Consider the following 23,640-nt stretch of genomic DNA (forward strand, 5'->3'; position numbering starts at 1 on the left):
GTCGTGGGACGACTCGCCGTTGTGCCGCCTGGTCCGCCCGGCACTGACGGCGGTCCGCCGTCCGTTGGCGGAGCTGGGCGCGCTCGCGGCGGTGGTGCTGCGGGAGCTGCTGGTGGGTGAGGAGGCGGCGGACGTGTGCGCGCCGCGGCCGTCGTTGGTGACGCGGGGGAGCACCGGTCCCGCCCGGGGCTGAGGGTCGCGCCGGCAGCCCCGGCGCGACCCCCGTCGACTGTCCGAACCGGACGGTCAGCTTCCTTGGCAGGACGGCGAAGGCTGGGCCGGGTTGCTGCCCGTCGCGTTGACGACCAGGCCGAACGTCGTCTGCCCGTCCGCGGCGATCCGGCCGTTCCAGTCGGCGTTGCGGACGGTCACCACCGAACCGGACTGGCTCACCGTGCCGTTCCAGACACTGCCGACCGTCTGGCCTTGCGGCAGTGTCCAGCTCGCCTGCCAGCCGTTGTACGCGGTCGTGCCGTGGTTCATCACCGTCACCGTGGCCTGGTAGCCGCCGCTCCACGCGTTGGTGATCTCGTACATCGCCATGCACGAGCCGCCGGGCGTCGTCGGTGTCGTCGGAGTGGTCGGCGTGGTCGGTGTGGTGGGCGTGGTGGGTGTCGTCGGGGTCGTCGTCGGCGTGCCCGGGTCCTTCACGCCGGTGACTTCGCCGTGCCCGCCGTCGAACGTGACGTCCGAGCAGCCGTAGAACGTCTCCGCGCTGTCGGAGCGCTTCCAGACCGAATAGATGATGTGCCGTCCGGTCTTGTTCGACGGCAGCGCGCCGCTCCACTTGTACTGGCCGTCGACCGTGCCGACCTGGCCGGTCACCGGCGGGTGGTCGATCGTCAGGAACGGCTGGTCCTCCAGCGAGTCCCAGGTCAGCGGCTGGTTGGGGTTCCAGCCGTCCTTCGTGACGTAGGTGTAGAACCAGCCGGGGTGCGCGGCCCACGCGTTGTAGGAGAAGTCGAACGTCGCGCCGGAGGTCAGGTGGGTCAGTGGCCAGTCGCCGACCTGGTCGAAGCCGGCGTAGCCCGGGTTGCCGCCGGAGCACAGCTTCCCGTCCGGGATGAACCCGCGCGTGCGGCCGGCGCCGTCGGAGCGCAGCACGGCGAACCAGTTGTACAGCGAGTTGGCGCCGCTGGTGTTCACCGCGGCCGAACAGGCCGGGTTCTGGGGGATGATCTGCCCGGTCGAGCTCAGCCCGTCCTGCCAGCACAGGAAGGTCCGGCTGCCCGGTTTCATCATCGCGCCGTGCGCTTCGGCCGTGCCGGTGTTGAGCAAGATGGCGGTCAGGCTCGCCAGCAGCACGGTGACGGCGGCGAGGATCGTACTTCGTCTCCTGGTCACGTCAGTCCCTTCGTCGGGTAGCGTGCGTAGAAGACTGGGAGCGCTCTCAAGGTCAGCTTACGCGGTGGCGGTCACTTCCGGAACAGCCCGCGGTGACCGGAGCGGCTGCCTTGGCCTACGTTTGCGGTGGTCGTCGATCACCGAGAAAGGCACAGCGTGGAAAGTCCGTCTCCGGTCCCCGCCTGGGTGCGGGCCGAACCCCTCCGGCTGCTCGGCTTCGCCGCGCGAGCGGCGCACCCCGGCGGCGGGTTCGCCTGGCTCGACGACTCCGGACGGCCGGTGCTCGACCGGCCCGTCGAAACCTGGATCACCTGCCGGATGACGCACGTCTTCGCGCTGGCACAACTGCAAGGCGCCGCGACCGGGGCCCAGGTCGCCCACGGCGTCGAGGCGCTGACCGGCCTGCTCCGCGACCCGGACCACGGCGGCTGGTACGCGACGACAACGTTGTCAGAAAAGCGCGCCTACGAGCACGCTTTCGTCGTGCTCGCCGCGTCGAGCGCCGCGGCCGCCGGGGCCGCCGGCGCGGAAGACCTGCTGGCCGAAGCGCTGGACGTCGTCGAACGCCGCTTCTGGGAGCCGGGGCCGGGGCTCGTCGCCGACGTCTGGGACCGCGGCTGGACGCACCTGGAGGACTACCGCGGCGCCAACGCGAACATGCACACCGTCGAGGCGTTCCTGGCCGCCGCCGACGTCACCGGCGACCGGGTCTGGACCACTCGCGCGCTGTCCATTGTGGACCACCTGGTGCACGGCGAAGCCCGCGCGCACGGCTGGCTGCTGCCGGAGCACTACGACCCGGACTGGCGGGTGCGCCTCGAGTTCAACCGGGCCGAGCCCGCGCACCCCTTCCGCCCGTTCGGCGCGACGATCGGGCACCTCTTCGAGTGGGCGCGCCTGGCCGTGCACCTCAAGCGCGCGCTCGGCGACGGCGCCCCGGACTGGCTGCTCCCGGACGCGGCGGCGCTGTTCGAGACCGCGACCCGGACCGGCTGGGCCGTCGACGGGCACCCCGGCTTCGTCTACACCACCGACTTCGCCGGGACGCCGGTCGTGCGCACCCGGCTGCACTGGGTCGTCGCGGAGGCGATCGCCGCCGCGTGGACGCTGCACCAGGAGACCGGCGAGGCGGCGTACCTCGAGCGGTTCCGGGAGTGGTGCGCCCACGCCGAAGCCTGCTTCGCCGACCGGGAACTCGGTTCGTGGCACCACGAACTCGACCCGGAGAACCGCCCGGCCGCGACGGTGTGGGCGGGCAAGCCGGACATCTACCACGCCTACCAGGCGACGCTGCTGCCCACGCTGCCGCCCGCCGCGTCGTTCGCCGGCGCGCTCGCCCCGCCTCGCTAGACTGCCCGTGATCGACTGAGGAGAACCATGTCGCCTTTCGCCGCCGCCGGGGACCGGTACGCGGACATGCCGTACCGGCGGGCCGGGCGCAGCGGGCTGAAGCTGCCCGCCGTGTCGCTCGGCCTGTGGCACAACTTCGGGGACGACAAGCCGCTCGACGTCCAGCGCGCGGTGCTGCGCCGGGCGTTCGACCTCGGCGTGACGCACTTCGACCTGGCCAACAACTACGGCCCGCCGCCGGGCGCGGCCGAGGCGAACTTCGGGCGGCACTACGCGGCCGACTTCCGCCCGTACCGCGACGAGATCCTGGTGTCGTCCAAGGCGGGCTACCTGATGTGGGACGGCCCGTACGGCGAGTGGGGCTCGCGCAAGAACCTCCTCGCCAGCCTGGACCAGAGCCTCGCCCGCACCGGACTGGACCACTTCGACGTCTTCTACTCCCACCGCCCGGACCCGGAGACGCCGATCGAGGAGACCATGGGCGCCCTCGACACCGCCGTCCGGTCGGGGAAGGCGCTCTACGCGGGGATCTCCAACTACTCGCCCGAGCAGACCGAAGCGGCGCTGGCCGCGCTGAAGGAGCTGGGCACGCCGCTGCTGCTCCACCAGCCGTCGTACTCGATCCTCAACCGGTGGGTCGAGGACGGCCTCCTCGACACCCTCGACGAGCACGGCGTCGGCTCGATCGCGTACTCGCCGCTCAGCCAGGGCCTGCTGACCGACCGCTACCTCGACGGCGTCCCGGCCGACTCGCGTGCGGCCGGCGCGAGCCCGTTCCTCACCCGCGACCGCCTCACCGAGGACACGCTGGGCACCATCCGCGCGCTGAACGACGTCGCGAAGCGGCGCGGGCAGACGCTGGCCCAGCTGGCCATTGCCTGGGTGCTGCGCCGCGGGCGCGTCACGTCCGCGCTGATCGGCGCGAGCAGCGTCGCGCAGCTGGAGAACACCGTCGCGGCCACCGCGAACCTGGAGTTCACCGACGAGGAGCTGGCCGAGATCGACCGGCTCGCCGCCCGGTAGCTCAGCAGCCGATCCGGGAGCCGCCCACGGCGACGTCGTCGAACCACAGCGTGTCGGCGTCGCCGGCGTAGCTCTCCCAGCCGAGCCGCAGGTCGGTCACCGCCGGGTGCCAGGACCGGGCGAGCCACTGCTGGTCGACGTCGGCGGTCGGGACGCCGTCGACGACGAGCCCGGGCACTTCGCTGCCGCCGAGCCAGGTCCGGAGCTGCCCGGCCGCGCCGTCGAGCCGGAACTCGAAGCACGACCAGGCCCCGGTCGGCAGCGGGACGCTCTGGGCGACACCGGCCGGGCTCTGCGCGGGCAGGGTGGCGTCGTCGGACTCGCGGTTCCACTGCAGCGCGCGGTTCTGCCCGCCGGCCCGCAGGTCACGGCCGTCGGTGCTGTCGCGCATCGCCAGGAACGTGACGTGCCCGGTGGGCAGTGCCGTGGTGTGGCGCACCCAGAACCGCCCGTACAGCACGCCGGAGCCGCTCACGGCGGTGCCGAGGAACGCGTGGTTGCAGTAGCCGCCCTGGCCGGTGACCTTGACCGAGCGGGTCCCCGAGTGCGCCACCGAGCCGTCGACGGTCACCGTGCCGGTGCCCTGGCAGTTCGCCGCGCCGACGGTCCAGCGCCCGCCCGGGGTGCTGCCGGTCTGCTGCTCGAAGTCGTCGCAGAGCGCGGCGTCCGCGCAGCCCGCGGGTGGCGGCGTCGACGTCGTCGTGGTGGGTGTGGTGGTGGTCGGCGTCGTGACGGGCGTGGTCGGCGGAGCCTGGTCGCCGCACGAGACGCCGTTGAGCGCGAAGTCGGTGGGATCGGCGCCGCCGCCGGTGCCCTGCAGGCCGAACGACACCGAACCGCCGGCGGGCAGGGTGGCGTTGTAGGGGAGGCTTTCCGCGGTGACGGCGGTCCCGGACTGGCGGACGGTGGCGTTCCACGCCGACGTGACGGACTGGGTGCCGGCGTAGTGCCAGGTGAGGGTCCACGAGGAGAGCGCGGTCGCGCCGTTGGTGACGGTGAGGTCGGCGGTGTAGCCGCCCTGCCACTGGTTGACCCGGTAGGTGACCGAGCAGGCCGGCGCGGCGGCGGCCGGTCCGGCGGCGAGGACCGCGGTGGTGCCCGCCGCGGCGAGGCAGAGCGCGGCGAGGGCGACGGCGAACCTGCGGGGCATCGGGATCCTCCCGGGACGCGGACAGGGGCGCCGTGGCCTGCACCACGACGCCCCTGGGTGGTGGCCGCGTTCTTGGCGAGGCGACCTGGCATGGGAGCGCTTCCAGCCGCCGAAAAAGTAACCCCGGGATGTCGGTCTTGTAAAGCGCGACCCGGACGCGGCGCGATCCGGTGGGCCGGTTTCCGGCGCCGACGGGCCGATGGGCGGGCACTGAACCGTACTGAACGGCCGAACCCGTTGGCGGGCAACGGGTCCGATGATCGCGCTGCGCGACCGTTGCACGTCCCGTGGTGCCGCCGTTGGGGTGGATTCCGGGAATCCGCTTCAAGATCACGACGAGGGCGGGCAGGGAGGTGGCGGGCCGACTGAATGGGAGCGCTCTCACCGAGACCGGAGTCCTATGTGGAACGGATCGGCACGCGCCCGCGTCGAAGGCCCGTGGCCGAAACCGAAGACAGACCCCGGGCGTGGCGGAAACCCTTGTTGCGGGCTCAACATCTCGAAAATCTCACGGTCCCGGCACCGGTGACGCCCTGGGCCCCCGCCGTCACGCTGGGGTACTGTCTTCCGTGTGCACCAGTACTCCGAACCGCACTGGGTGAACGATGAGCCGACAGGTCAAGCCAGGGAGTAAGCCGTACCGTGCACAACTGCGCGACCGGCTGGCCGCCTTGGGTTTCCCCGAAGAGGCGATTCCGGCCCGGGTGGCGGAGAACCTGGTGGTCGAATGCGGGATCCCGCCGCGCACCGCGTGGCGGCTGGCGTCCGAACTTTCGCTCGACGTCGCGGCGCACCACTACAACGCCGCGACCGGCGATCCCCGCGCGGGCATGCGCGGCACCCGGATCTGGGAGTACGAGCAGTGGCCCGAACGCGGCGTCCGGCCGACCGTTGCGGCCCTGCGGGTGCTGGCCGGGGTGTACGGCACGAACTGGAAATCGCTGCTGGGCCTGCGAGATCTCGAGCAGCTGCCGGCCAAGGACCTCGCCGAGTACCACGCCGACGCGCAACCGGCGGCGCCCCTCGTGCCCGCGCAGCCCGTCCGCACCGCGGCGCGCGGCGAAACCCAGCCGGACGAGGAAATCGGGGCAAGCGCGCTCGATGACGCGATTCTCCTGACCCAGACCAACGTCGACGACGTCCAGCTCGACGACCTCTGGGCCGACCTGGACTTCCTGGGCGGCGCCTACACCCGCACCGCGCCCGACGCGATCCTCGGCCAGCTCAGCGTCATCGACGAGCGGACTTCCGCGCTGCTCAAGGGCAGGCAGCGGCCGAAGCAGACGCAGGACCTGCTGCTCGTCGGGGCGAAGTGCTCGGCGATGATGGCGTGGATCGCGGGCGACCTCGGCCGGTACCGGCTTTCGCGCCAGCTGAACTCCGCCGCCTGGCTCTACACCCAGTACGCCGACGACTTCCTGGCCCGCCGCTGGGTGCGCACGTCGCAGGCGCGGGTGGCGTTCTGGTCGGGCAACGGCGTCGAGTCCGCGCGGCTGGCCGCCGACGGGCTGAACTACCACGTCGGCGGGCGTCTCACGGACGCGCCGCTGATCCTCGCCGAAGCGCGCGGCTGGTCGTCGGTGCAGGCCGAGCCGCAGGTGCTGGACGCGATCGCGCGCTGGACCACCATCGAGGACCCCGACCTCGGGGCGGGCGGCGAAGACCGGTTCTTCAACATCACGAAGGACCGGCGGCATTACATGGCCGGGACGTCCCTGCTGTCGGTCGGGCAGGCGTCCGCCGCGCTGCGCGAGTTCACCACCGCCCGCGAGGCCTACGAGAAGCTGCCACGGGAACACCGCTGGGAGGCCATGGACCCGATGATCCGGATCGACACGGGCCGCGCGCACCTGCGGCTGGGCGACCTCGACGGCGCCGCCGCGCAGGTCGAGCAGGTGCTCTCCGCGGACGTCGGCAAGCAACCGGACATGGTGCACGCGATGCTGAAGGTGCTGGCGACCGAGCTGAACGAACCCCGCTGGCGCGCGGCGGCGACCGCCCGCGACCTCGCCGAGGCGGTCCTGGACGCCCACGTTTCGGCTCGCCCGTGACGGGCGACCCGACCCGGGTGACGTCCCCCGTGCCGCTGAACGACGCCCAGGCCTGGGCCCGCGAGGGCTACACCCGCCGCGACGTCGTGGTGGTCGCCGACCGCTTCGCGCGGTTCGCCCGCGGCGACCGGGTCATCACGGTCTCCGGGCTGCTGGCGCTGCTCGCCTCCGGGGACCCCGGCGACGGCCCCGAGGCCGACGGCTGCCACTGGGTCGTCCACCTCGGCCAGGGCGTCGACGCGACCGACCACGACGTGCTCGAAGCGGCCCGCGAGAAGAGCGGCGTCGCCGTCACCTTCGCGGACCCGGACGCGTTCCGCCGCCTGCCGGAACGCTCGGTCGTCGTGCACAAGGACCGCCCCGAGAACGTCCTGCTGGCCGGCGTGCACAGCCCGTCGGCCGGGCACTGCCAGGCCGAGCTGCGGATCCACCGGGACAACGAGCTGGTCCTCGACCACCACACCGGCGAGCACGTGCAGGGCATCGTGATCGTCGAGGCGATGCGCCAGATCTGCATCGCCCAGTTCGAGACCGCGATCCGCCCCGGGCTGGCCACGCCCAAGTACGCGGGGGTCTGGAAGCGGATCGACCTGTCGTTCCAGGACTTCCTGTTCCCGCTCCCGGCCACGGTCGAGTCGCTCATCGAAGAGTCCGACCTCGGCCGCGAGACCAACCTGAAGTTCCGCGCCACGACCGCGGTGCGCCAGCAGGAGCGCACCGTGGCCACCGCCGTCATCGAGTACTCGATGATCGCGCAGGGGCGCGTCGACACCCTGGAACGCCGCAAGGCCGACCAGGCCACCCGCGCCTACCTCGGCTGACCCGAAACCCACTCCGGAAGGGAAACCACACCACGATGTCCGAAGAGCCGGACCGTTCGGCGTCCTTCGCCCAGGGACTGAAACTCATCCAGCAGCTCGGCGGGGTGGACCGGCCGGCCGTGCTGGACCTGTTCGAGAGCATCGGCGAAGCCGAGTTCGGCGAGCAGTGCGTCGGGTTCATCTACGGCGACGTCTACCACCGGCCCGGCCTCGAGCTGCCGGAGCGGCAGCTGACGACCGTCGCCGCGCTCACCGCGCTCGGGTACGCGGGCTCGCAGCTGCAGTTCCACGCCAAGGCCGCGCTGAACGTCGGCTGCACCCGCCGCCAGCTGGTCGAGGCGGTCATCCACGTCAGCTCGTTCGCCGGGTTCCCCGCCACGCTCAACGCCCTCACGGCGCTCAAGGCGGCGTTCGAGGGCCTGCCGGCGGACGAGCCGTCGGCCGAGCCCGCCGACGTGCCGTGGGCGGGCATCGAAGACCGCTACGAGCGCGGCCTGGCCGCGATGAAGGCGGTCGACGGCGAGGCGGGGGAGAAGGTCGCCGTCGCGCTGGCCGACATCGCGCCCGACCTGGCCACCTACATCATCGAGTTCACCTTCGGCGAGGTCTACACCCGGCCGGGGCTGAGCCTGCGCCACCGCGAGCTCGTCACGATCGCCGCGTGCGTCGCGCTCGGCACCGCGCTGCCGCAGCTGAAGGTGCACATCCACGGGCTGCTCAACGTCGGCGGCACCGAGAAGGAGGTCGTCGAGACCGTCCTGCACCTGGCGTTCTACTGCGGGTTCCCGGCCGCGCTCAACGCGATCGGCGCCGCGCGGGAAGTGTTCGCGCAGCGATGACCCTCGAAAAGCTGCGCGTCGTCGCGCTCGACTGCGACGGCGTGCTCATCGACGACACCTACCTGGCCATGATCGCCCGGTTCGTCACCGCGCACGGCGGGGTCTACGACGCCGCCGCCGAGCGGGACGTGATCGGGCTGCGCGACATCGTCGTCGCCGAGAAGGTCACCGCGCTCTGCGGCCTCGACCAGCCGGCCGAGGAGACGCTCAAGCAGCTGTGGGCGGCGCGGCAGGAGTACCTGGCCGAGCACCCGATCCGCGTCGCCGAAGGGGCGCGGGAGTGCCTGGAAGCGCTCTCGAAGCTCCCGGTGCGGCTGGTCTGCTACGGCGGGCGGACCCGCGAGCACACCTTCGACCGGTACCTCGGCGACTTCGTCGACCTGCTCGACCCCGAGGTGCCGTACGTCAGCATCAACGAGCACCGCCCCGGCGTCGCCCACATCACCCGCACCGCGCTCGGCGCCGGGTTCGACGAGATCGTGTTCGTCGACGACGTCAGCCGGGTGGCCGAGGACGCCCGCGCGCACGGGGCCGGGTTCATCGGGTTCCCGTCGAGCCCCGCCCACGCGCGGCAGCGGGACTTCATGGCCGGGTACGGGGTCCGCCACTTCGCGGCGTCGCTCACCGAACTGACCCCGGAACTCCTGGAGACCGTCGACGCGGAGCTCGCGACTTCGACACACTGGCCTCGTTGAGGAGTTCCCGCACCCTTGGAGCCGCCGTGAAGTACTTTTCCCTGCCCCGTCCCGGCGCCGGGCTCGTCCTGGGCGAGCGCGACGTCCCCGAACCCGGTCCCGGGCAGGTCCTGGTCCGGCTGCGCGGGTGGGCGGTCAACGCCCGCGACCTGATGATCGTCAAGGGGTTCTACCCCAAGCCGGTGAAGCCGGACGTCGTGCCGCTGTCCGACGGCGCGGGCGAGGTCGTCGCGGTCGGCGACGGCGTGCGCGCCTGGACCACCGGCGACCGGGTGGCCGCGACCTACTTCCCGGACTGGCTGGCCGGGCCCGGCACGCCCGAGAAGACCGCGGACGACCTGGCCGGCACCCTCGACGGCGTGCTCGCCGAGTACGCCGTCTTCGCCGAGGACGCGCTGGTCGGCGTCCCGGCGCACCTCGACTACGCCGAAGCCGCGACGCTGCCCAGCGCCGGCGTCACGGCGTGGCGCGCGGTCGTCGAGGAAGGCCGCCTCGTACCCGGCCAGACCGTGCTCACGCTGGGCAGCGGCGGCCTGTCCACGTTCGCGCTGCAGTTCGCCGCGCTCGGCGGCGCCCACGTCGTCTCGACGTCCAGCTCGGACGAGAAGCTCGAGCGGCTGCGCGAACTCGGCGCCGCCCAGACGCTCAACCACGCGACGACGCCGGAGTGGGGCGCCGCGGTGGCCGAGCTGACCGGCGGCGGCGTCGACCACGTCGTCGACGTCGGCGGGGGCGGCACGATCGGCCAGTCCATGATCGCCGCGCGCTACGGCGGGCACGTCAGCGTCGCCGGCGTCCTGACCCACGAGGGCGGCGCCGACCCGATCCTCGTGCTGGTCAAGCAGCTGACGCTGCGCGGGCTCACCAACGCCTCCCGCGAGACGTTCCAGGCGATGAACCGGGCCATCGAGCACACCGGGCTCCGGCCGGTGATCGACCGCCGGTACGCCTTCGACGAGGTCGAAGAAGCGCTCAAGCACCTCGAGTCCGGCAGCCACATCGGCAAGGTCGTCCTCGAAAGCGACTGAGCCGTCCGCGGCCCCGGGTAACTTTTGCCGTCCCGGCTGGGTATATCCGTACCTCCCGCGCCGCTTTCCGCAGGTCAGTAGTGGTGGGTTCGGGCGAAAAAGTCCCGATTCGGCAGGAATGGCGGCCGGTGTCGGCACCGGGGAGAGTGGTGGTTACCGGGACATCGCCCGAGCAGGCTGCGGTTGCTCGGGCGGAGCGTCCGGACTGGGGGCGCGGGGAGGGGGTTTCAACCGCCTGGGGGTGGGTTGAAACCCCCTTCCCGCCCGGGTTGTCAGCCGGGCGTGCAGGGCCGTCCGTTGAGCGAGATCGACGCGGGCTTGGTGTTGGCCGTGCCGGCGGTGCCGGTGAAGCCGAACTCGGCGCTGCCGCCCGCCGGGATCGTCTTGTTCCAGCCCGAGTCCACCGCCGACACCGCCGTGCCGGTCTGGGTGACCGTCGCGTTCCACGCCTGCGTCACCCGCTGGCCGTCCGTGAACGTCCACGCCACCGTCCAGCCGGTCACCGCCGCGGTGCCCGTGTTGCCCACCTTGACCGAGGCCTGGAAGCCGCCCTGCCACTGGTTTGTGACCGCGTAGGCCGCCGTGCACGACCCCGACGGCACCGGTGTGGTCGTCGTCGTGGGTGGCGTCGTGGTCGTGGGCGGCGCGGACGTGGTGGTGGGCGTGGTCGTCGTCGGCGGGGGTTCGGTGCCTCCGGAGTCGCCCACGATCACGCCGCGCCCGTTCGTGCCGACGTAGACCCGGCCGTACACCCGCGGATCCCCGCTGAGCGCCGCCCCGATGTTGCCGTACTGGTGCTGGTCGTCGTTGATCCGCGTCCACGACCCGCCCGCGTCGTCCGACCGGAAGATCCCGCGCACCCCGCCGATCTTCGCGATCGTGTATAACGTCGCATACGTCCGGCCGGAGGCAGCCTTGCCGAACCCGATGTTGTCGGCTTCGGTGACCCCCGTCAGCTTCGTGAAGGACGCTCCGGAGTCGGTCGAGTGCCAGAGGCCGTACGTCGTGCCCGAGCCGCCGGCGAGCCAGACGTCCCCCGCCACCCCGGGCATCGCCTTGAAGTGCGCGGAGCCGCTGGGCAGGCCGGTGGCCGCGGTCGCGGTGAAGGTCGCGCCGCCGTCGGTGCTGACGTAGAACTTCCCGGCCGCGAAGCCGTAGAACCGCTTCGGGTCGACGCGGTCGGACTCGACCACCGCGCCGGCCGGGATGCCCGCGGACGCCGTCCAGGACGAGCCGAAGCCGACCGAGTAGCTCACCGGGGTGCCGTCCGGGCTCCAGACGAACCGGCTGCCGTCGGCGGCCGCGGCGACCGTGCCGCCGCTCGCGCCGCCGGACGGCTCCGCGCCCTGGAACCAGTTCTTGCCGCCGTCGGTGGAGAACGCGATCCGGTTGTCGTTCGGCCGGGCGCTGCGGTCGAGAGTGCCGGCCCGGACGATCGTCGCCGGGTTCAGCTCCGCGTAGTCCAGGCTGGTGGTCGTGGTGAAGACCGGCTGGGTGTACATCGTGGCCGGGACGGCGTCGAGGCTGTCGTGCCGGAACCCGCCGATGTCGCCGAGGCCGGACAGCAGGGGCGCGCCCGACGGCGGGCTGATCAGGTCGAGCACCGCGGTCTCTTCGAGGCCGCCGACGACCGGCTTGAGCGTGATCTTCCCGCCGCTGTCCCACTTCGTGAGGTCGGACGTCCCGTAGATCGTCGCGCCGGTGCCGTAGAGGAAGTGGTTCGAGTCGAAGGGGTCGATCTCCGCGGACTCGGTCATCCAGCCGAGCTTCGGCGACGGCACCGGGGGAGCGGCCTGGACGCCGAAGGTCAGCCACGGCACCGAGGAGATGTCCTGGGTGTAGCGCAGCGACCGGTCGGGGTAGCTCGTGAAGTCCCAGATCCGCGTCCAGGTGGCGCCGCCGTCGGTGCTGCGGAAGAAGATCACGTCCGGCCACCACGAGACCTGCGTGGCGACCATGAGCGTGTTCGGGTGCTGCCGGTCGATCGTCAGGCCGCTGTAGCCGAAGTAGTCGTCGGTGCTGTCGGACGGGATCGGGCTGATCCGCGTCCACGCGCCGGTCTTCGTGGCGTACTTCCAGACGTCGCCCTTCGCGCCGTCGTACGGGCCGCCGGTGTCGCTGGTCGCGAGGTAGAGGTAGCCGCCGACCGGGTCGAGGACGCCCTTGTGCGCCAGGTACCCGGTGGGCTGGCCGGCCAGCCGGGCCCACGTCGTGCCGCCGTCGGTGCTGCGGTAGACGGTGTTCTGCTTGTCCGCGACGCCGACGTAGATCGTCTGCGTGGTGTTTCCCCGCGTGCCGGTCGTGGGGTCGAACGTCACCCAGGTGACGCCTTCGTTGTCGCTGGAGTAGCCCGACGGGTCGCTCGGGTCGGGGGCGTAGGTGCCCGGGTTCGGGAAGCTGGTCACCTTCGCCCAGGTGACGCCGGAGTCGGTGCTGCGCCAGAGCCCGTTGCCGCTGGGCGCGCCGAGGTAGAGGACGCTGTCGCGGTTCGGGTCGATCGCGAGCCGCTCGCCCATGCCGCGCCCGGGCATGTTGCCGCCCAGCTTGAAGGGCAGCGCGGCCGCCTGCCACGTGGCGCCGCGGTCGGCCGAGCGCAGGATCGCGCCGTTGTTCGGGTCCCAGCTGTTGGTGTACATCCCGGCCGCGACGTAGACGCGGTTCGGGTCGACGGCGTCGGTGGCGAGGCTGACGACGCCGTTGTGGCCCCAGCCGGTCCAGCCGACCGAGTCGAGCAGCGGGAGCCAGCGGCCGGTCGAGGCGTTCCACCGGTATGCGCCGCCGATGTCGGTGCGGGCGTAGACGAGCCCGGGTTCGGTCTGGTTGAAGACGATGCCCGGGACGAACCCGCCGCCGCCGATCTCGGCGTTGCGCCAGGTGTAGGACGCCGGTGCGGCGGGCGCGGCCGGCGCACCGGCGGTGATCGCGACGGCGGTGGGCAGGAGGAGGGCGAGCGCGGCCGCGAGGAGCCGGCGAACCCTGGGTGTGCTGGGGAAAAGCGGTCGTCTCACGTCGGCCTCCACAACTCTGGGAGCGCTTCCAGAGGGACGGTAAACGAGTCTTCGGAACGTTGTAAAGCGTTCGATGATTTCGTCAACCGGCACTGTCCACTTTGGATTCGGAGCCACTTGGATGGTGTCACATATGTGAACATCGATCAGGTGACTGAATTGTTATCGCGCGCGGCCTTGTCCGGGTTTTTCCGGCGTGTGAGTGTGGTGCCCGCTGGACTGGACCTACGAAAGAGGCGACCCGGCAATGACGCAGACAGCCCCGGCGCGGCACATCAACCGGACCACCTTGTACTTCTTCGGTGCGCTCGGCGGCATCCTCTTCGGTTACGACCTCGGCGTGATCTCCGGGGTGCTCCCGTTCATCGGGAAACTGTGGGCGCTGACCAGCTGGGACAAGGGCGTGATCACCGCCAGCCTGTCGGTCGGCGCGATCGTCGGCGCGCTGTTCTCCAGCCGCACCAACGAAGCGCTCGGCCGGCGCCGCACGATCATGGTCGCCGCGGCGATCGTCATCGTGGGCACGCTGGCGGCGGCGTTCTCGCCGACGTTCACGCTGCTCGTGCTTTCCCGCTTGGTCATCGGGCTGGGCATCGGGCTTTCGTCGTCGACGGTTCCTACGTACCTGTCCGAATTGGCGCCGGCGCGGCTGCGCGGCGCGATGGGCGCGCTGAACCAGATCTTCATCGTCTCCGGCATCCTGATCGCGTTCCTGGTGAGCTACTGGCTCGGCCCGGTTTCGGCGTGGCGCTGGATGTTCGCCGGCGCGATCGTGCCCGCGGCGATCCTGCTCGTGGGGCTGGTGTTCCTGCCCGAAACCCCGCGCTGGCTGGTCAAGAACGGCCGCGAGGAGGAGGCCCGGCGGGTGCTGGCCAGCGCCCACGGCAACACGGTGAACCTCGACGAGGAGATCTCGACCATCCGCGACGTCATCCGGATGGACACCGAGGAGAAGCCGCGGTTCCGCGACCTGTTCGCCGGCTGGGTGCGGCCGATGCTGTTCGTGGCCGTGCTGCTCGCGGTCGGCCAGCAGTTCAGCGGCGTCAACGCGATCAACGCGTACTTCCCGACGATGCTGATCGGGCTCGGCTTCGCCACGCAGGCCGCACTGCTGTCCGGCGTGCTGCTCGGCGTCACGAAGTTCCTGTTCACCGCGTGGGTCGTGTTCGTGGTGGACCGCTGGGGCCGCAAGCCGCTGCTGCTCATCGGCAACGTGATCATGGTGCTGACGCTCGCCGCGGCGGGCCTGATCGTGCTCAACGTCCACGACACCGGCCTGCGCGGCATCCTGATGCTGGTGATGATGGTGCTCTACCTGGTCGGCTACGAACTCGGCTGGGGCGCGGTCGTCTGGGTGATGATGTCCGAAGTCTTCCCCCTCAAGGTCCGCGCGGCGGGCATGGGCGTGAGCAGCGTCGTCCTCTGGGCGGCGACGGGCATCGTGAGCGCGGTGTTCCCGATCATCTCCGACCCGAAGTCCCTCGGCATCGGCGGCTCGATGTTCCTGTTCGCGGGCATCAACGTGGTGCTGTTCGGCCTCACGAAGTGGCTGGTCCCGGAGACGAAGGGCCGCACGCTGGAGCAGATCGAGCTCGACCTGCGGGCGCGGCAGGGGGTCGGCGCGAAGGGCTGACGTGTAGTGAATGACTCATTCATGTCGTCCGACGACAGGAATGAGTCATTCACTACGTCCGGGCGCAGGCCTCGGCAAAGTCGGGCAGCACGGCCGATCCGCCCAGCCGCGATGTCATGAAAGGGTCATTCACCTCACCAGACGACATGAATGACCCTTTCATGACATCCCCGCGACGCCGGGCAGGCCACGAGGCCAGCCTGCGGCCGGTCACCCGCTCGCCGGCGCGACTCTGCCGGAACCCTGACGTCCGGGCGCGCTCAGCCCACCGGCGCGGCCAGGCCCAGCTTGCCGGCGAGCCGGCCGACCCACGCTTCCACTTCCTCCGGCGCCCGGTCCGGCAGCCCGAAGATCGTCTCGCTCACCCCGAGCGCGTCCAAGTGCGCCAGCCGTTCCGGATCAGGACGCTCGCCGAGCGCGCAGATCCGCGGTGCTCCCGCGCGGCCCTCCGCAGCCCAGATCTCCTTCAGCAGCGCCACGTGCCCGTCCAGGTCGGTGTCCGCCGGCGTCGTGATCCAGCCGTCGGCGTGGCGGGCGATCCAGCGGAACGTCTTCTCCGTCGGGCCCGCGCCGAGCAGCACCGGGATGTGCGCCTGGACCGGCTTCGGCCACGCCCAGCTCGGCCCGAACGACACGAACTCCCCGTCGTAGGCCGCTTCTTCCTCCGTCCACAGTGCACTCATCGCCTCGAGGTACTCCCGCAGCGCGGTGCGGCGGCGGTTGCCGGGCACGCCGTGGTCGTTCAGCTCGTCGACGTTCCAGCCGAAGCCGGTGCCGAGCGTGACGCGGCCGCCGGAGAGGTGGTCGAGGCTCGCGATCGTCTTGGCCAGGGTGATCGGGTCGCTCTCCACCGGCAGGGCGACCGCCGTGGACAGCCTGATCCGCGACGTCACCGCGGCCGCCGTCGCCAGCGCGACCCACGGGTCGAGGGTGCGGCTGTAGCGGTCGTCGGGCAGGGACGCGTCGCCGGTGCGCGGGTGCGGCGACTCCCGCTTCACCGGGATGTGCGTGTGCTCGGGCACGTAGAAGGTGGCGAACCCGGCGGCCTCCGCGACGCGCGCGGCGGCTGCCGGGGTGATGCCCCGGTCGCTGGTGAACAGCACGATTCCGTAGTCCACGGCGTGAGCGTATTAGAACGTGTTTCAGTTTTCAAGGCAGGCCGGGTGCTGCGGAGGGTCGTTGGTCGAGTACCCTTGGTGACCCTGTCCAGCGCCGGTCGAGCCGCGCTGGACGTGGTGCGGGTGGGCAGGCGGGGAGCAGAGCGGCGGGGCGGATCACCGGCACGGTGGAGGGGCCCGCGACGACCGGGGAGGCAACGTGTCAATCCTTTGTGGACGGAGAGCGTCCCAGTCCGTGGAATCCGGGGCGGGGCGGGATGGCGTGCGCGGCCCGGGATCCGATACCGTGGACCACAGGCCGAGAGGCGCTGCAACGGACCACCGGGTCCGCCACGCTCGGCCGGGATTGACCAACCAAGGGCGCCTCCCGACCAAGGGAGGCTGCCGGTGAACACCCCGCGAGAGTCCGAGGCGCGCCTGCGCGAGCTGTTCGACCAGCGGGTGGCGGTGCTGGACGGCGCCTGGGGCACCATGCTGCAGGGTGCCGGGCTGACCCCCGCCGACTACCGCGGTGACCGCTTCGGCGAGCACACCCACGACGTCACCGGCGACCCCGACCTGCTCAACCTCACCCGCCCGGACGTCATCCTCGACGTCCACCGCCAGTACCTGGCCGCGGGCGCCGACATCACCACGACGAACACCTTCACCGCCACCAGCATCGGCCAGGCCGACTACGGGCTGCAGTCCCACGTCCACGAGATGAACGTCCGCGGCGCGCAGCTCGCCCGCCAGGCCGCCGACGAGTTCGGCGGCCGGTTCGTCGCCGGCTCGATCGGCCCGCTCAACGTCACGCTCAGCCTGTCGCCGAAGGTCGACGACCCGGCGTACCGCGCGGTGACGTTCGAGCAGGTCAAGGCGTCGTACGCGGAGCAGATCGCCGGGCTCGCCGAGGGCGGCGTCGACCTGCTGCTGATCGAGACGATCTTCGACACCCTGAACTGCAAGGCCGCGATCGCCGCCGCCCGCGAGGTGGCGCCGGACCTGCCGCTGTGGATCTCGGTGACCATCGTCGACCTCAGCGGCCGGACGCTCTCGGGCCAGACCGTCGAGGCGTTCTGGAGTTCGATCGAGCACGCGAAACCGCTGGTCGTGGGCGTGAACTGCTCGCTGGGCGCCGAGGAGATGCGCCCGCACGTCGAGGAGCTCGCCCGGATCGCCGACGCCTACGTCGCCTGCCACCCCAACGCCGGGCTGCCGAACGCCTTCGGCGGCTACGACGAGACGCCGGAGCAGACCGCCGGGCTGATCGGCGGGTTCGCCCGCGACGGCCTGGTCAACCTGGTCGGCGGCTGCTGCGGCACCAGCCCGGCGCACATCGCGAAGATCGCCGAAGCCGCGAAGGGCGTCACGCCGCGAGAGGTGCCCGCACCGCGTACGCACACCCGGTTCAGCGGGCTCGAGCCCTTCGGCATCGGCCCCGACACCGGGTTTGTGATGATCGGCGAGCGCACGAACGTCACCGGCTCCAAGCGGTTCCGCCGGCTCATCGAGTCCGACGACCACCAGGCCGCCGTGGACGTCGCGCTGGAGCAGGTCCGCGGCGGCGCCAACCTGCTCGACGTCAACATGGACGCCGACCTGCTCGACTCCGAGCAGGCGATGACCACGTTCCTCAACCTGATCGCCACCGAGCCCGAGGTGGCCCGGATCCCGGTGATGGTCGACAGCTCCAAGTGGAGCGTGCTCGAAGCCGGCCTGCGCTGCCTGCAGGGCAAGGGCGTGGTCAACTCGATCAGCCTCAAGGAGGGCGAGGAGCCCTTCCTGGCCCAGGCGCGCACGATCCGCGACTACGGCGCCGGCGTCGTCGTGATGGCCTTCGACGAGCAGGGGCAGGCCGACACCGCCGACCGCAAGGTCGAGATCTGCGGCCGGGCCTACGACCTGCTCACGCAGAAGGCGGGCTTCGCAGGCGAGGACATCATCTTCGACCCGAACGTCCTCGCGGTCGCCACCGGCATCGCCGAGCACAACGGCTACGCCAAGGCGTTCATCGACGCGCTGCCCCGGATCAAGGAACGCTGTCCCGGCGTCCACATCAGCGGCGGCATCTCGAACCTGTCGTTCTCCTTCCGCGGCAACGACGTCGTCCGCGAGGCGATGCACTCGGCGTTCCTGTTCCACGCCGTGCAGGTCGGCCTGGACATGGGCATCGTCAACGCCGGCCAGCTCGCGGTCTACCAGGACATCCCGAAGGACCTCCTCGAACTGGTCGAGGACGTGCTCTTCGACCGCCGCGAGGACGCGACCGACCGGCTGGTGGCGTTCGCCGAGAACGTCAAGGGCAGCGGCACCAAGCGCGTCGTCGACCTGTCCTGGCGCGAAGGTCCGGTCGAGGAGCGGCTGTCCCACGCGCTGGTGCACGGCATCGTCGACTTCATCGAGGAAGACACCGAAGAAGCGCGGCAGCAGCTGGCGCGGCCCCTCGACGTCATCGAGGGCCCGCTGATGGACGGCATGAAGATCGTCGGCGACCTGTTCGGCTCCGGCAAGATGTTCCTGCCGCAGGTGGTCAAGAGCGCGCGCGTGATGAAGCGGTCCGTCGCCTACCTGGAGCCGTTCATGGAGGCGGAGAAGGAGAAGGCGCGCCAGGAGGGCAGGCTCGCGTCGAGCGGCGGCCAGGGCAAGATCGTGCTCGCCACGGTGAAGGGCGACGTCCACGACATCGGCAAGAACATCGTCGGGGTCGTGCTGGGCTGCAACAACTACGAGGTGATCGACCTCGGCGTGATGGTGCCGGCCGGCAAGATCCTCGACACCGCGGTCACCGAAGGCGCCGACGCTGTCGGGTTGTCCGGGCTGATCACGCCGTCGCTCGACGAGATGGTCGCCGTCGCCACCGAAATGCAGCGGCGCGGGCTGAAGCTGCCGCTGCTGATCGGCGGCGCCACGACGTCGCGGCAGCACACGGCGGTCAAGATCGCCCCGGCCTACGACAACACGACGGTGCACGTGCTCGACGCCTCCCGCGTGGTCGGCGTGGTGTCGGACCTGCTCGACCCCGACCGCTCGATCGCGCTGGCCGAGAAGAACCGGGCCGACCAGGAGGTGCTGCGCGAGCAGCACGCGAGCAAGCAGCGCCGCCCGATGCTCACCCTCGAACAGGCGCGCGCGAACCCGGAGCAGGTGTCGTTCGACGAACTGCCCACCCCGGCGTTCACCGGCCTGCGCGTGGTCGAGCCGAGCATCCCCGAGCTGCGCGAGATGGTCGACTGGCAGTTCCTGTTCCTGGCCTGGGAGCTCAAGGGCAAGTACCCGGCCATCGTGGAGCAGCCGGTCGCCCGCGAGCTGTTCGACGACGCGAACGCGCTGCTCGACCAGATCGTCGCCGACGGCAGCTTCACCGCGAAGGGCGCGTACGCGTTCTGGCCGGCGCACAGCGAAGGCGACGACATCGTCCTCGACGGCGAATATTCCCACGTCGGGTTCCCGATGCTGCGCCAGCAGACGTCGAAGCCGGCCGACCGCGCGAACCGCTGCCTGGCCGACTACATCGCCCCGGCCGGTGACCACCTGGGCGGTTTCGCGGTGGCCATCCACGGCGCCGAGGACCTGGCCGCGCGGTTCGAGGCCGAGCACGACGACTACAAGGCGATCATGGTCAAGGCGCTGGCCGACCGGCTCGCCGAGGCCTTCGCCGAGTACATCCACCTCAAGGCCCGCCGCGACTGGTTCGAGCCCGACGCCGAGCCGCTGCTGGAAGACCTGCACGCGGAGCGGTTCCGCGGCATCCGCCCGGCGCTGGGCTACCCGGCCAGCCCGGACCACAGCCAGAAGCGCGAGCTGTTCGAGCTGCTGGAAGCGGACGGGCTGGGCATGGCGCTGACCGAGTCGTACGCGATGACTCCGGCGGCGAGCGTGTCCGGGCTGATCTTCGCCCACCCGGACTCCCGCTACTTCACCGTCGGACGGCTCGGCCGCGACCAGATCGAGGACTACGCGCGCCGCAAGGGCGTCGAAGTGGCCGAGGTCGAGCAGTGGCTGCGCCCGAACCTCGCCTACGAGCCCGGGGCGTAGTCCTTCAGCTCGATGTCCGTGGCGAACTTGTCGGTCGCCTTGAGCATCAGGCCGAGCAGGAAGCGGGACTTGAACGTCCAGTCCCGCAGCTTGATCCGCAGCGGTGACGGCGGCGCGAGGAACGGGCCCGCGCTGCCGCGCTGCGAGATCTTGGCGTAGCCGCGGAACAGCTCTTCGTAGCGGGCGAAGGCGATTTCGTGGTCGCCGCCGGCGGCGAGGAGCTCCCCAGCGAGGACGTACGCGCCGACGATCGCCAGGCCGGTCCCGAAGCCGCCGAGGGTGTTGCCGTAGGCGGCGTCGCCGAGGAGCACGACGCGGCCGCGCGAGTAGTGGTCGATCTTGACGCGGCTGAGGGTGTCCAGGTAGAACTCGCGGGCCTCGGGGACCTTCGCCATCAGCTCGGGCACCCGCCAGCCGGCGCCCCGGTAGGCGTCGGCCAGCAGTTTCCGCTGCTGCGCGGTGTCCGTGCGGTCGTAGTCCAGCTCCGGCGAGGCGAAGACGAAGAAGGCCGACGCCTTCGGCCCGCCGACGGCGGTCATCCGGCCGGGCTCGTTGTACATCACCGCTTCGCCGTCGGCGACGTCCTCGCCGAGCTCGGCCAGCGCGTAGTGGTACCCGAGGTACTGGACGTAGTCGCGTTCCGGGCCGAACGCCAGCCGCCGGACGTTCGAGTGGATCCCGTCCGCGCCGACCACCAGGTCGAACCGGCGCGGCGTGGCGGTGGCGAAGGTGACGTCGACGCCGCCGTCGGTTTCGGTCAGCGACGTGATGGTGTCGCCGAAGAGGTATTCGCATCCGGAATGCGCGTAAAGGATTTCCGCCAGGTCGCCGCGGCGGATTTCGATCTCGCCGCCGGTGAATTCACCGGGGATGACCGCCTGCGGCTTTCCGGTGGCGTCGATGATCGTCTGGTCCTGCCCGCCGGTCTGGTGCGCGAGGACGTCGCCGAGGATGCCCATGCGCTCGAGCACGGTCCGGTGCGTGGCGCCCTTGAAGTCGACGGCCTGCCCGCCGGGCCGCACCGACGGCGCGCGTTCGACGACGGTGACGGTGCAGCCGTAGCGGGTCAGCCAGTGGGCGAGGGCGGGGCCGGCGATGCTGGCGCCGGAGATCAGGACGGTGAGGTTCTTCATGCCGCCGAGCTTCGCCAGGGGCGCTGACCGGCCCCTGACGAAGCGCTGACGGCTACTCGGCGGCGCCGGTCAGCAACGACTGGTACCAGGCGTCGTACGGGTGGTTGGTCGCCGGGTAGTTCGCGAGCGGGTTCGTCGCCTCGCCGGCCGAGTCGAAGTCCCAGCCGCGGACCAGCTTGCCCGACTGCCGGGCCGAAGTGATGAAGGCCGACTCCGTCGCGGGAGCGCCGTAGAACAGCGCGCCCTGCTGCAGCTCCGCGCTGTCACCCTTCTGGAACTCGTCGAACGCGACCTGCCGGTAGCGGATCCGGTCGCCGGCGACGCTCGCGGTGTCCGCGCGCAGCGTGTTCGACGGCGTCGGGCCGTCGGCGCCGGTCCACACCTTCACCCGCCGCGTGCCGTTGACGGCGGTGTCCTTGGCCAAGCGCGCGTCGGACGTCTTGGCGTTGCCGGTCCAGGAGACGGTGGCGGCCGACAGCGTGCCGGTCCACGTCCAGTTCTGGCTGCTGCTCTGGCTCTGGTGGATCTCCCGCAGGTGCGTGGCGTCGGTGAACGCGACCGTCGGCTGCACGCCGTTGTCGTACTGGTGGGACGCCTGCCAGGTGATCTCGCCGTCCGCGCCGAGCTTGCCGACGTGGTACCAGAGCGTGGTCGCGCTCTGCGACTGGTGGACTTCGACGAGGTCGCCGTTGTCGTTGAGCGCGACGGCCGGGGTCTGCCCGCTGTCGTACTTCCCGTGCCGCAGCCAGGTGACGCGGCCGTCGGCGCCGTAGGTCCCGGTCCAGTACCAGAGCGCACCGCCGCCGGAGTCGTGCACCTCGACGATCTGGCCGCGCCCGTTGAGCGCGACGGCCGGGTGGTAGCCGACGTCCCGCTTGTACTCCGCGCGGCTGCCGGCGTGCCCGGACAGCAGCGGCAGCACGCGCCCGCGGAGCGAGTCGACGTCCGGCTGCCCGGCCGGGTAGTCCTGGGCGCGCAGCAGGCGGCCGCCGAACACCGACTCGAGCTCCTGGTTGACGGCGGTGAGGTTGCCGGCCGCGAACGAGGGGTTGTCGGTGAGGTCGTCCTTGAGGTCGAGCATGACGACGATCGGCGCGGCGGCCGGGTGCTGCGCCGACCACGTGTTCACCGTGGTCAGCCAGTCGCGGAGGTTGTTCGAGGCCGGGTTGCCGCCGCTGTGGTCGACGAGGTTGCCGGGGGAGTCGTGGCCGACGCCGTAGTCGTGGGCGATCGCGTAGCCGTTGTCGTGGACGTCGAGCTCGATGAACCGGACGCCGTGGTCGAGCTGGTAGGCGATCGAGTTCTTGGCGCCGTCGACGTTGCCCGAATAGCTGTTGTGCGTCGCCCGGAACACCGACGCGGTGAACGGTGGGCTCGCGGCGTCGGCCGTGCCGGTCAGCAGCGCGGAGGCGGTGAGCGCGGCGACGGCCAGTGCGGGCAGGCGGGTCATCCTCGGGTCCTCACTTCGGGGAACGGGGTGAGCCCATCCTGGCGTCCCCGCGAGGAGTTGTCTTGAATTCCGCGAAAACGGTTGATCACGGTGCTGGGAGAATAACCGGGAAATGCTCACGGAATACCAGATCAACTGTCCGTTGTGTCGCATTTGTCGAGCCGCCTGGCGAATTATGCCAAATCGCTGCGCGGATTCGGTACTTGGCGGGCCCGTCCGTTGTCATTATCCGGAGAAAGACTGTGCGCAGGCGGGGAGGCAGTGGGTGTGGCGAACGACTGGCCGCTGGTCGGCCGCGAACAGGAGCTGGCGTTCGCGCGCCGGGCGCTGGCCGACGCGGAGGTGTGCGGCCTGCTGCTGACCGGCCGTGCCGGGGCCGGCAAGACCCGCCTGGCCAAGGTGCTGCTGACCGAGCTGGCCCGTGACGGCGCGCGCACGCACTGGGTGCGCGCGATGTCGTCCGCGTCGACGATCCCGTTCGGCGCCTTCGCCCACCTCCTGCCCGGCAGCGCCGACGGCACGGCCGACCGCGCGCACCGGCTCAACCAGGTGGCCGGGCACCTGACGCGGGGCGCGGAGGGGCGGCGGCTGGTGCTGTGCGTCGACGACGCGCACCTGCTCGACGACCTGTCCGCGACGCTGGTGCACCAGCTGGCCGCCACGGCGGCGGCGTTCGTCATCGTGATCGCGCCGCACGGCGTCAGCGTGCCCGACCCGGTGTTCGCGATGTGGAAGGACCGCGTGGCCGAACGGCTCGACGTCGGCGAACTGACCCGGGCGCAGACGATCGAGCTGGTCACCGCGGCGCTGGGCGGGCGGCTCGACGACGGCGCGGAGCACCGGCTGTGGCACCTCACCCTGGGGAACCCGTTGTTCCTGCGGGAACTCGTCCAGGGCGGGCTCGACAGCGGCTCGCTGTCGGCCGCGGACGGACTGTGGCGGTGGAGCGGCGCGCTCACCGCCACGCCGCGGCTGGTCGA

At 71.3% G+C, this 23,640-nt stretch carries 17 protein-coding genes and 1 riboswitch; of the genes, 11 read left to right on the top strand and 6 right to left on the bottom strand.

Translation table 11 applies throughout. The features are described 5' to 3' along the window. A partial coding sequence (locus G3I65_RS03325; protein ID WP_160694617.1) for a substrate-binding domain-containing protein occupies positions 1-193 on the top strand: 193 nt, incomplete at its 5' end. A 53-nt stretch (positions 194-246) separates the two neighbouring features. On the opposite strand, the gene G3I65_RS03330 is transcribed toward G3I65_RS03325, so the two are convergent. Then, complete coding sequence (locus G3I65_RS03330; RefSeq protein WP_160694619.1) at positions 247-1,344, bottom strand: lytic polysaccharide monooxygenase; 1,098 nt, start codon at positions 1,342-1,344, stop codon at positions 247-249. A gap of 156 nt (positions 1,345-1,500) precedes the next feature. On the opposite strand from G3I65_RS03330, the gene G3I65_RS03335 reads away from it, so the two are divergent. Continuing rightward, positions 1,501-2,694 (top strand): AGE family epimerase/isomerase, encoded by a 1,194-nt coding sequence (locus tag G3I65_RS03335; RefSeq protein ID WP_160694621.1) that lies wholly within the window; start codon positions 1,501-1,503, stop codon positions 2,692-2,694. 27 nt (positions 2,695-2,721) lie between these two features. Then, positions 2,722-3,717, top strand: coding sequence for an L-glyceraldehyde 3-phosphate reductase (gene mgrA / locus G3I65_RS03340; RefSeq protein ID WP_160694623.1), 996 nt, complete (start codon positions 2,722-2,724; stop codon positions 3,715-3,717). 1 nt (position 3,718) lies between these two features. Here mgrA and G3I65_RS58580 read toward each other — a convergent pair whose 3' ends face one another. Next, complete coding sequence (locus G3I65_RS58580; RefSeq protein WP_160694625.1) at positions 3,719-4,867, bottom strand: cellulose-binding domain-containing protein; 1,149 nt, start codon at positions 4,865-4,867, stop codon at positions 3,719-3,721. A 605-nt stretch (positions 4,868-5,472) separates the two neighbouring features. On the opposite strand from G3I65_RS58580, the gene G3I65_RS03350 reads away from it, so the two are divergent. The 5 genes from G3I65_RS03350 to G3I65_RS03370 are packed head-to-tail and all read left to right on the top strand — an operon-like array spanning position 5,473 to position 10,301. Continuing rightward, positions 5,473-6,918, top strand: a complete 1,446-nt coding sequence (locus tag G3I65_RS03350; protein WP_239070371.1) for a hypothetical protein — start codon at positions 5,473-5,475, stop codon at positions 6,916-6,918. Then, the gene (locus G3I65_RS03355; protein ID WP_309235236.1) at positions 6,915-7,739 is read left to right on the top strand and encodes an AfsA-related hotdog domain-containing protein; all 825 of its coding nucleotides are present in this window, start codon (positions 6,915-6,917) and stop codon (positions 7,737-7,739) included. Before G3I65_RS03350 ends, G3I65_RS03355 begins: the two co-directional genes overlap by 4 nt. Before the next feature lie 35 nt (positions 7,740-7,774). After that, positions 7,775-8,578, top strand: a complete 804-nt coding sequence (locus G3I65_RS03360) for a carboxymuconolactone decarboxylase family protein (protein ID WP_160694627.1) — start codon at positions 7,775-7,777, stop codon at positions 8,576-8,578. Beyond that, positions 8,575-9,273 carry an HAD family hydrolase gene (locus tag G3I65_RS03365; RefSeq protein WP_160694629.1) on the top strand — a complete coding sequence of 233 codons (699 nt, stop codon included), beginning with the start codon at positions 8,575-8,577 and terminating at the stop codon, positions 9,271-9,273. Before G3I65_RS03360 ends, G3I65_RS03365 begins: the two co-directional genes overlap by 4 nt. Before the next feature lie 26 nt (positions 9,274-9,299). Further along, entirely contained in the window at positions 9,300-10,301 is a 1,002-nt protein-coding gene (locus G3I65_RS03370) for an NAD(P)-dependent alcohol dehydrogenase (RefSeq protein WP_160694631.1), read from the top strand. Between the two features lie 272 nt (positions 10,302-10,573). Here the strand turns inward: G3I65_RS03370 and G3I65_RS03375 are convergent, their stop codons facing one another. Further along, entirely contained in the window at positions 10,574-13,309 is a 2,736-nt protein-coding gene (locus G3I65_RS03375; RefSeq protein WP_309235237.1) for a cellulose binding domain-containing protein, read from the bottom strand. A 247-nt stretch (positions 13,310-13,556) separates the two neighbouring features. Between G3I65_RS03375 and G3I65_RS03380 the strand changes: the two genes are divergently transcribed. Continuing rightward, complete coding sequence (locus G3I65_RS03380) at positions 13,557-14,942, top strand: sugar porter family MFS transporter (RefSeq protein WP_203612266.1); 1,386 nt, start codon at positions 13,557-13,559, stop codon at positions 14,940-14,942. 260 nt (positions 14,943-15,202) lie between these two features. Here G3I65_RS03380 and G3I65_RS03385 read toward each other — a convergent pair whose 3' ends face one another. Continuing rightward, entirely contained in the window at positions 15,203-16,060 is an 858-nt protein-coding gene (locus G3I65_RS03385; protein WP_160694635.1) for a TIGR03619 family F420-dependent LLM class oxidoreductase, read from the bottom strand. 294 nt (positions 16,061-16,354) lie between these two features. Continuing rightward, positions 16,355-16,433, top strand: a riboswitch (S-adenosyl-L-homocysteine riboswitch). Positions 16,434-16,447: 14 nt separating this feature from the next. Here G3I65_RS03385 and metH point away from each other — a divergent pair. After that, positions 16,448-20,077 (top strand): methionine synthase, encoded by a 3,630-nt coding sequence (gene metH, locus G3I65_RS03390; protein ID WP_160694637.1) that lies wholly within the window; start codon positions 16,448-16,450, stop codon positions 20,075-20,077. On the opposite strand, the gene G3I65_RS03395 is transcribed toward metH, so the two are convergent. Continuing rightward, positions 20,059-21,210: an FAD-dependent monooxygenase gene (locus G3I65_RS03395; protein ID WP_160694639.1), complete on the bottom strand. Its 1,152-nt coding sequence runs from the start codon at positions 21,208-21,210 to the stop codon at positions 20,059-20,061. The genes metH and G3I65_RS03395 overlap by 19 nt on opposite strands. A gap of 52 nt (positions 21,211-21,262) precedes the next feature. Beyond that, positions 21,263-22,660, bottom strand: coding sequence for a hypothetical protein (locus G3I65_RS03400; RefSeq protein WP_160694641.1), 1,398 nt, complete (start codon positions 22,658-22,660; stop codon positions 21,263-21,265). Between the two features lie 267 nt (positions 22,661-22,927). Between G3I65_RS03400 and G3I65_RS03405 the strand changes: the two genes are divergently transcribed. Then, positions 22,928-23,640 (top strand): AAA family ATPase (locus tag G3I65_RS03405; protein ID WP_309235238.1); only part of this gene is annotated, 713 nt, incomplete at its 3' end.

Origin of the sequence: Amycolatopsis sp. SID8362 (genome assembly GCF_010550475.1) — a bacterium.
GTDB classification, from domain to species: domain Bacteria; phylum Actinomycetota; class Actinomycetes; order Mycobacteriales; family Pseudonocardiaceae; genus Amycolatopsis; species Amycolatopsis eburnea.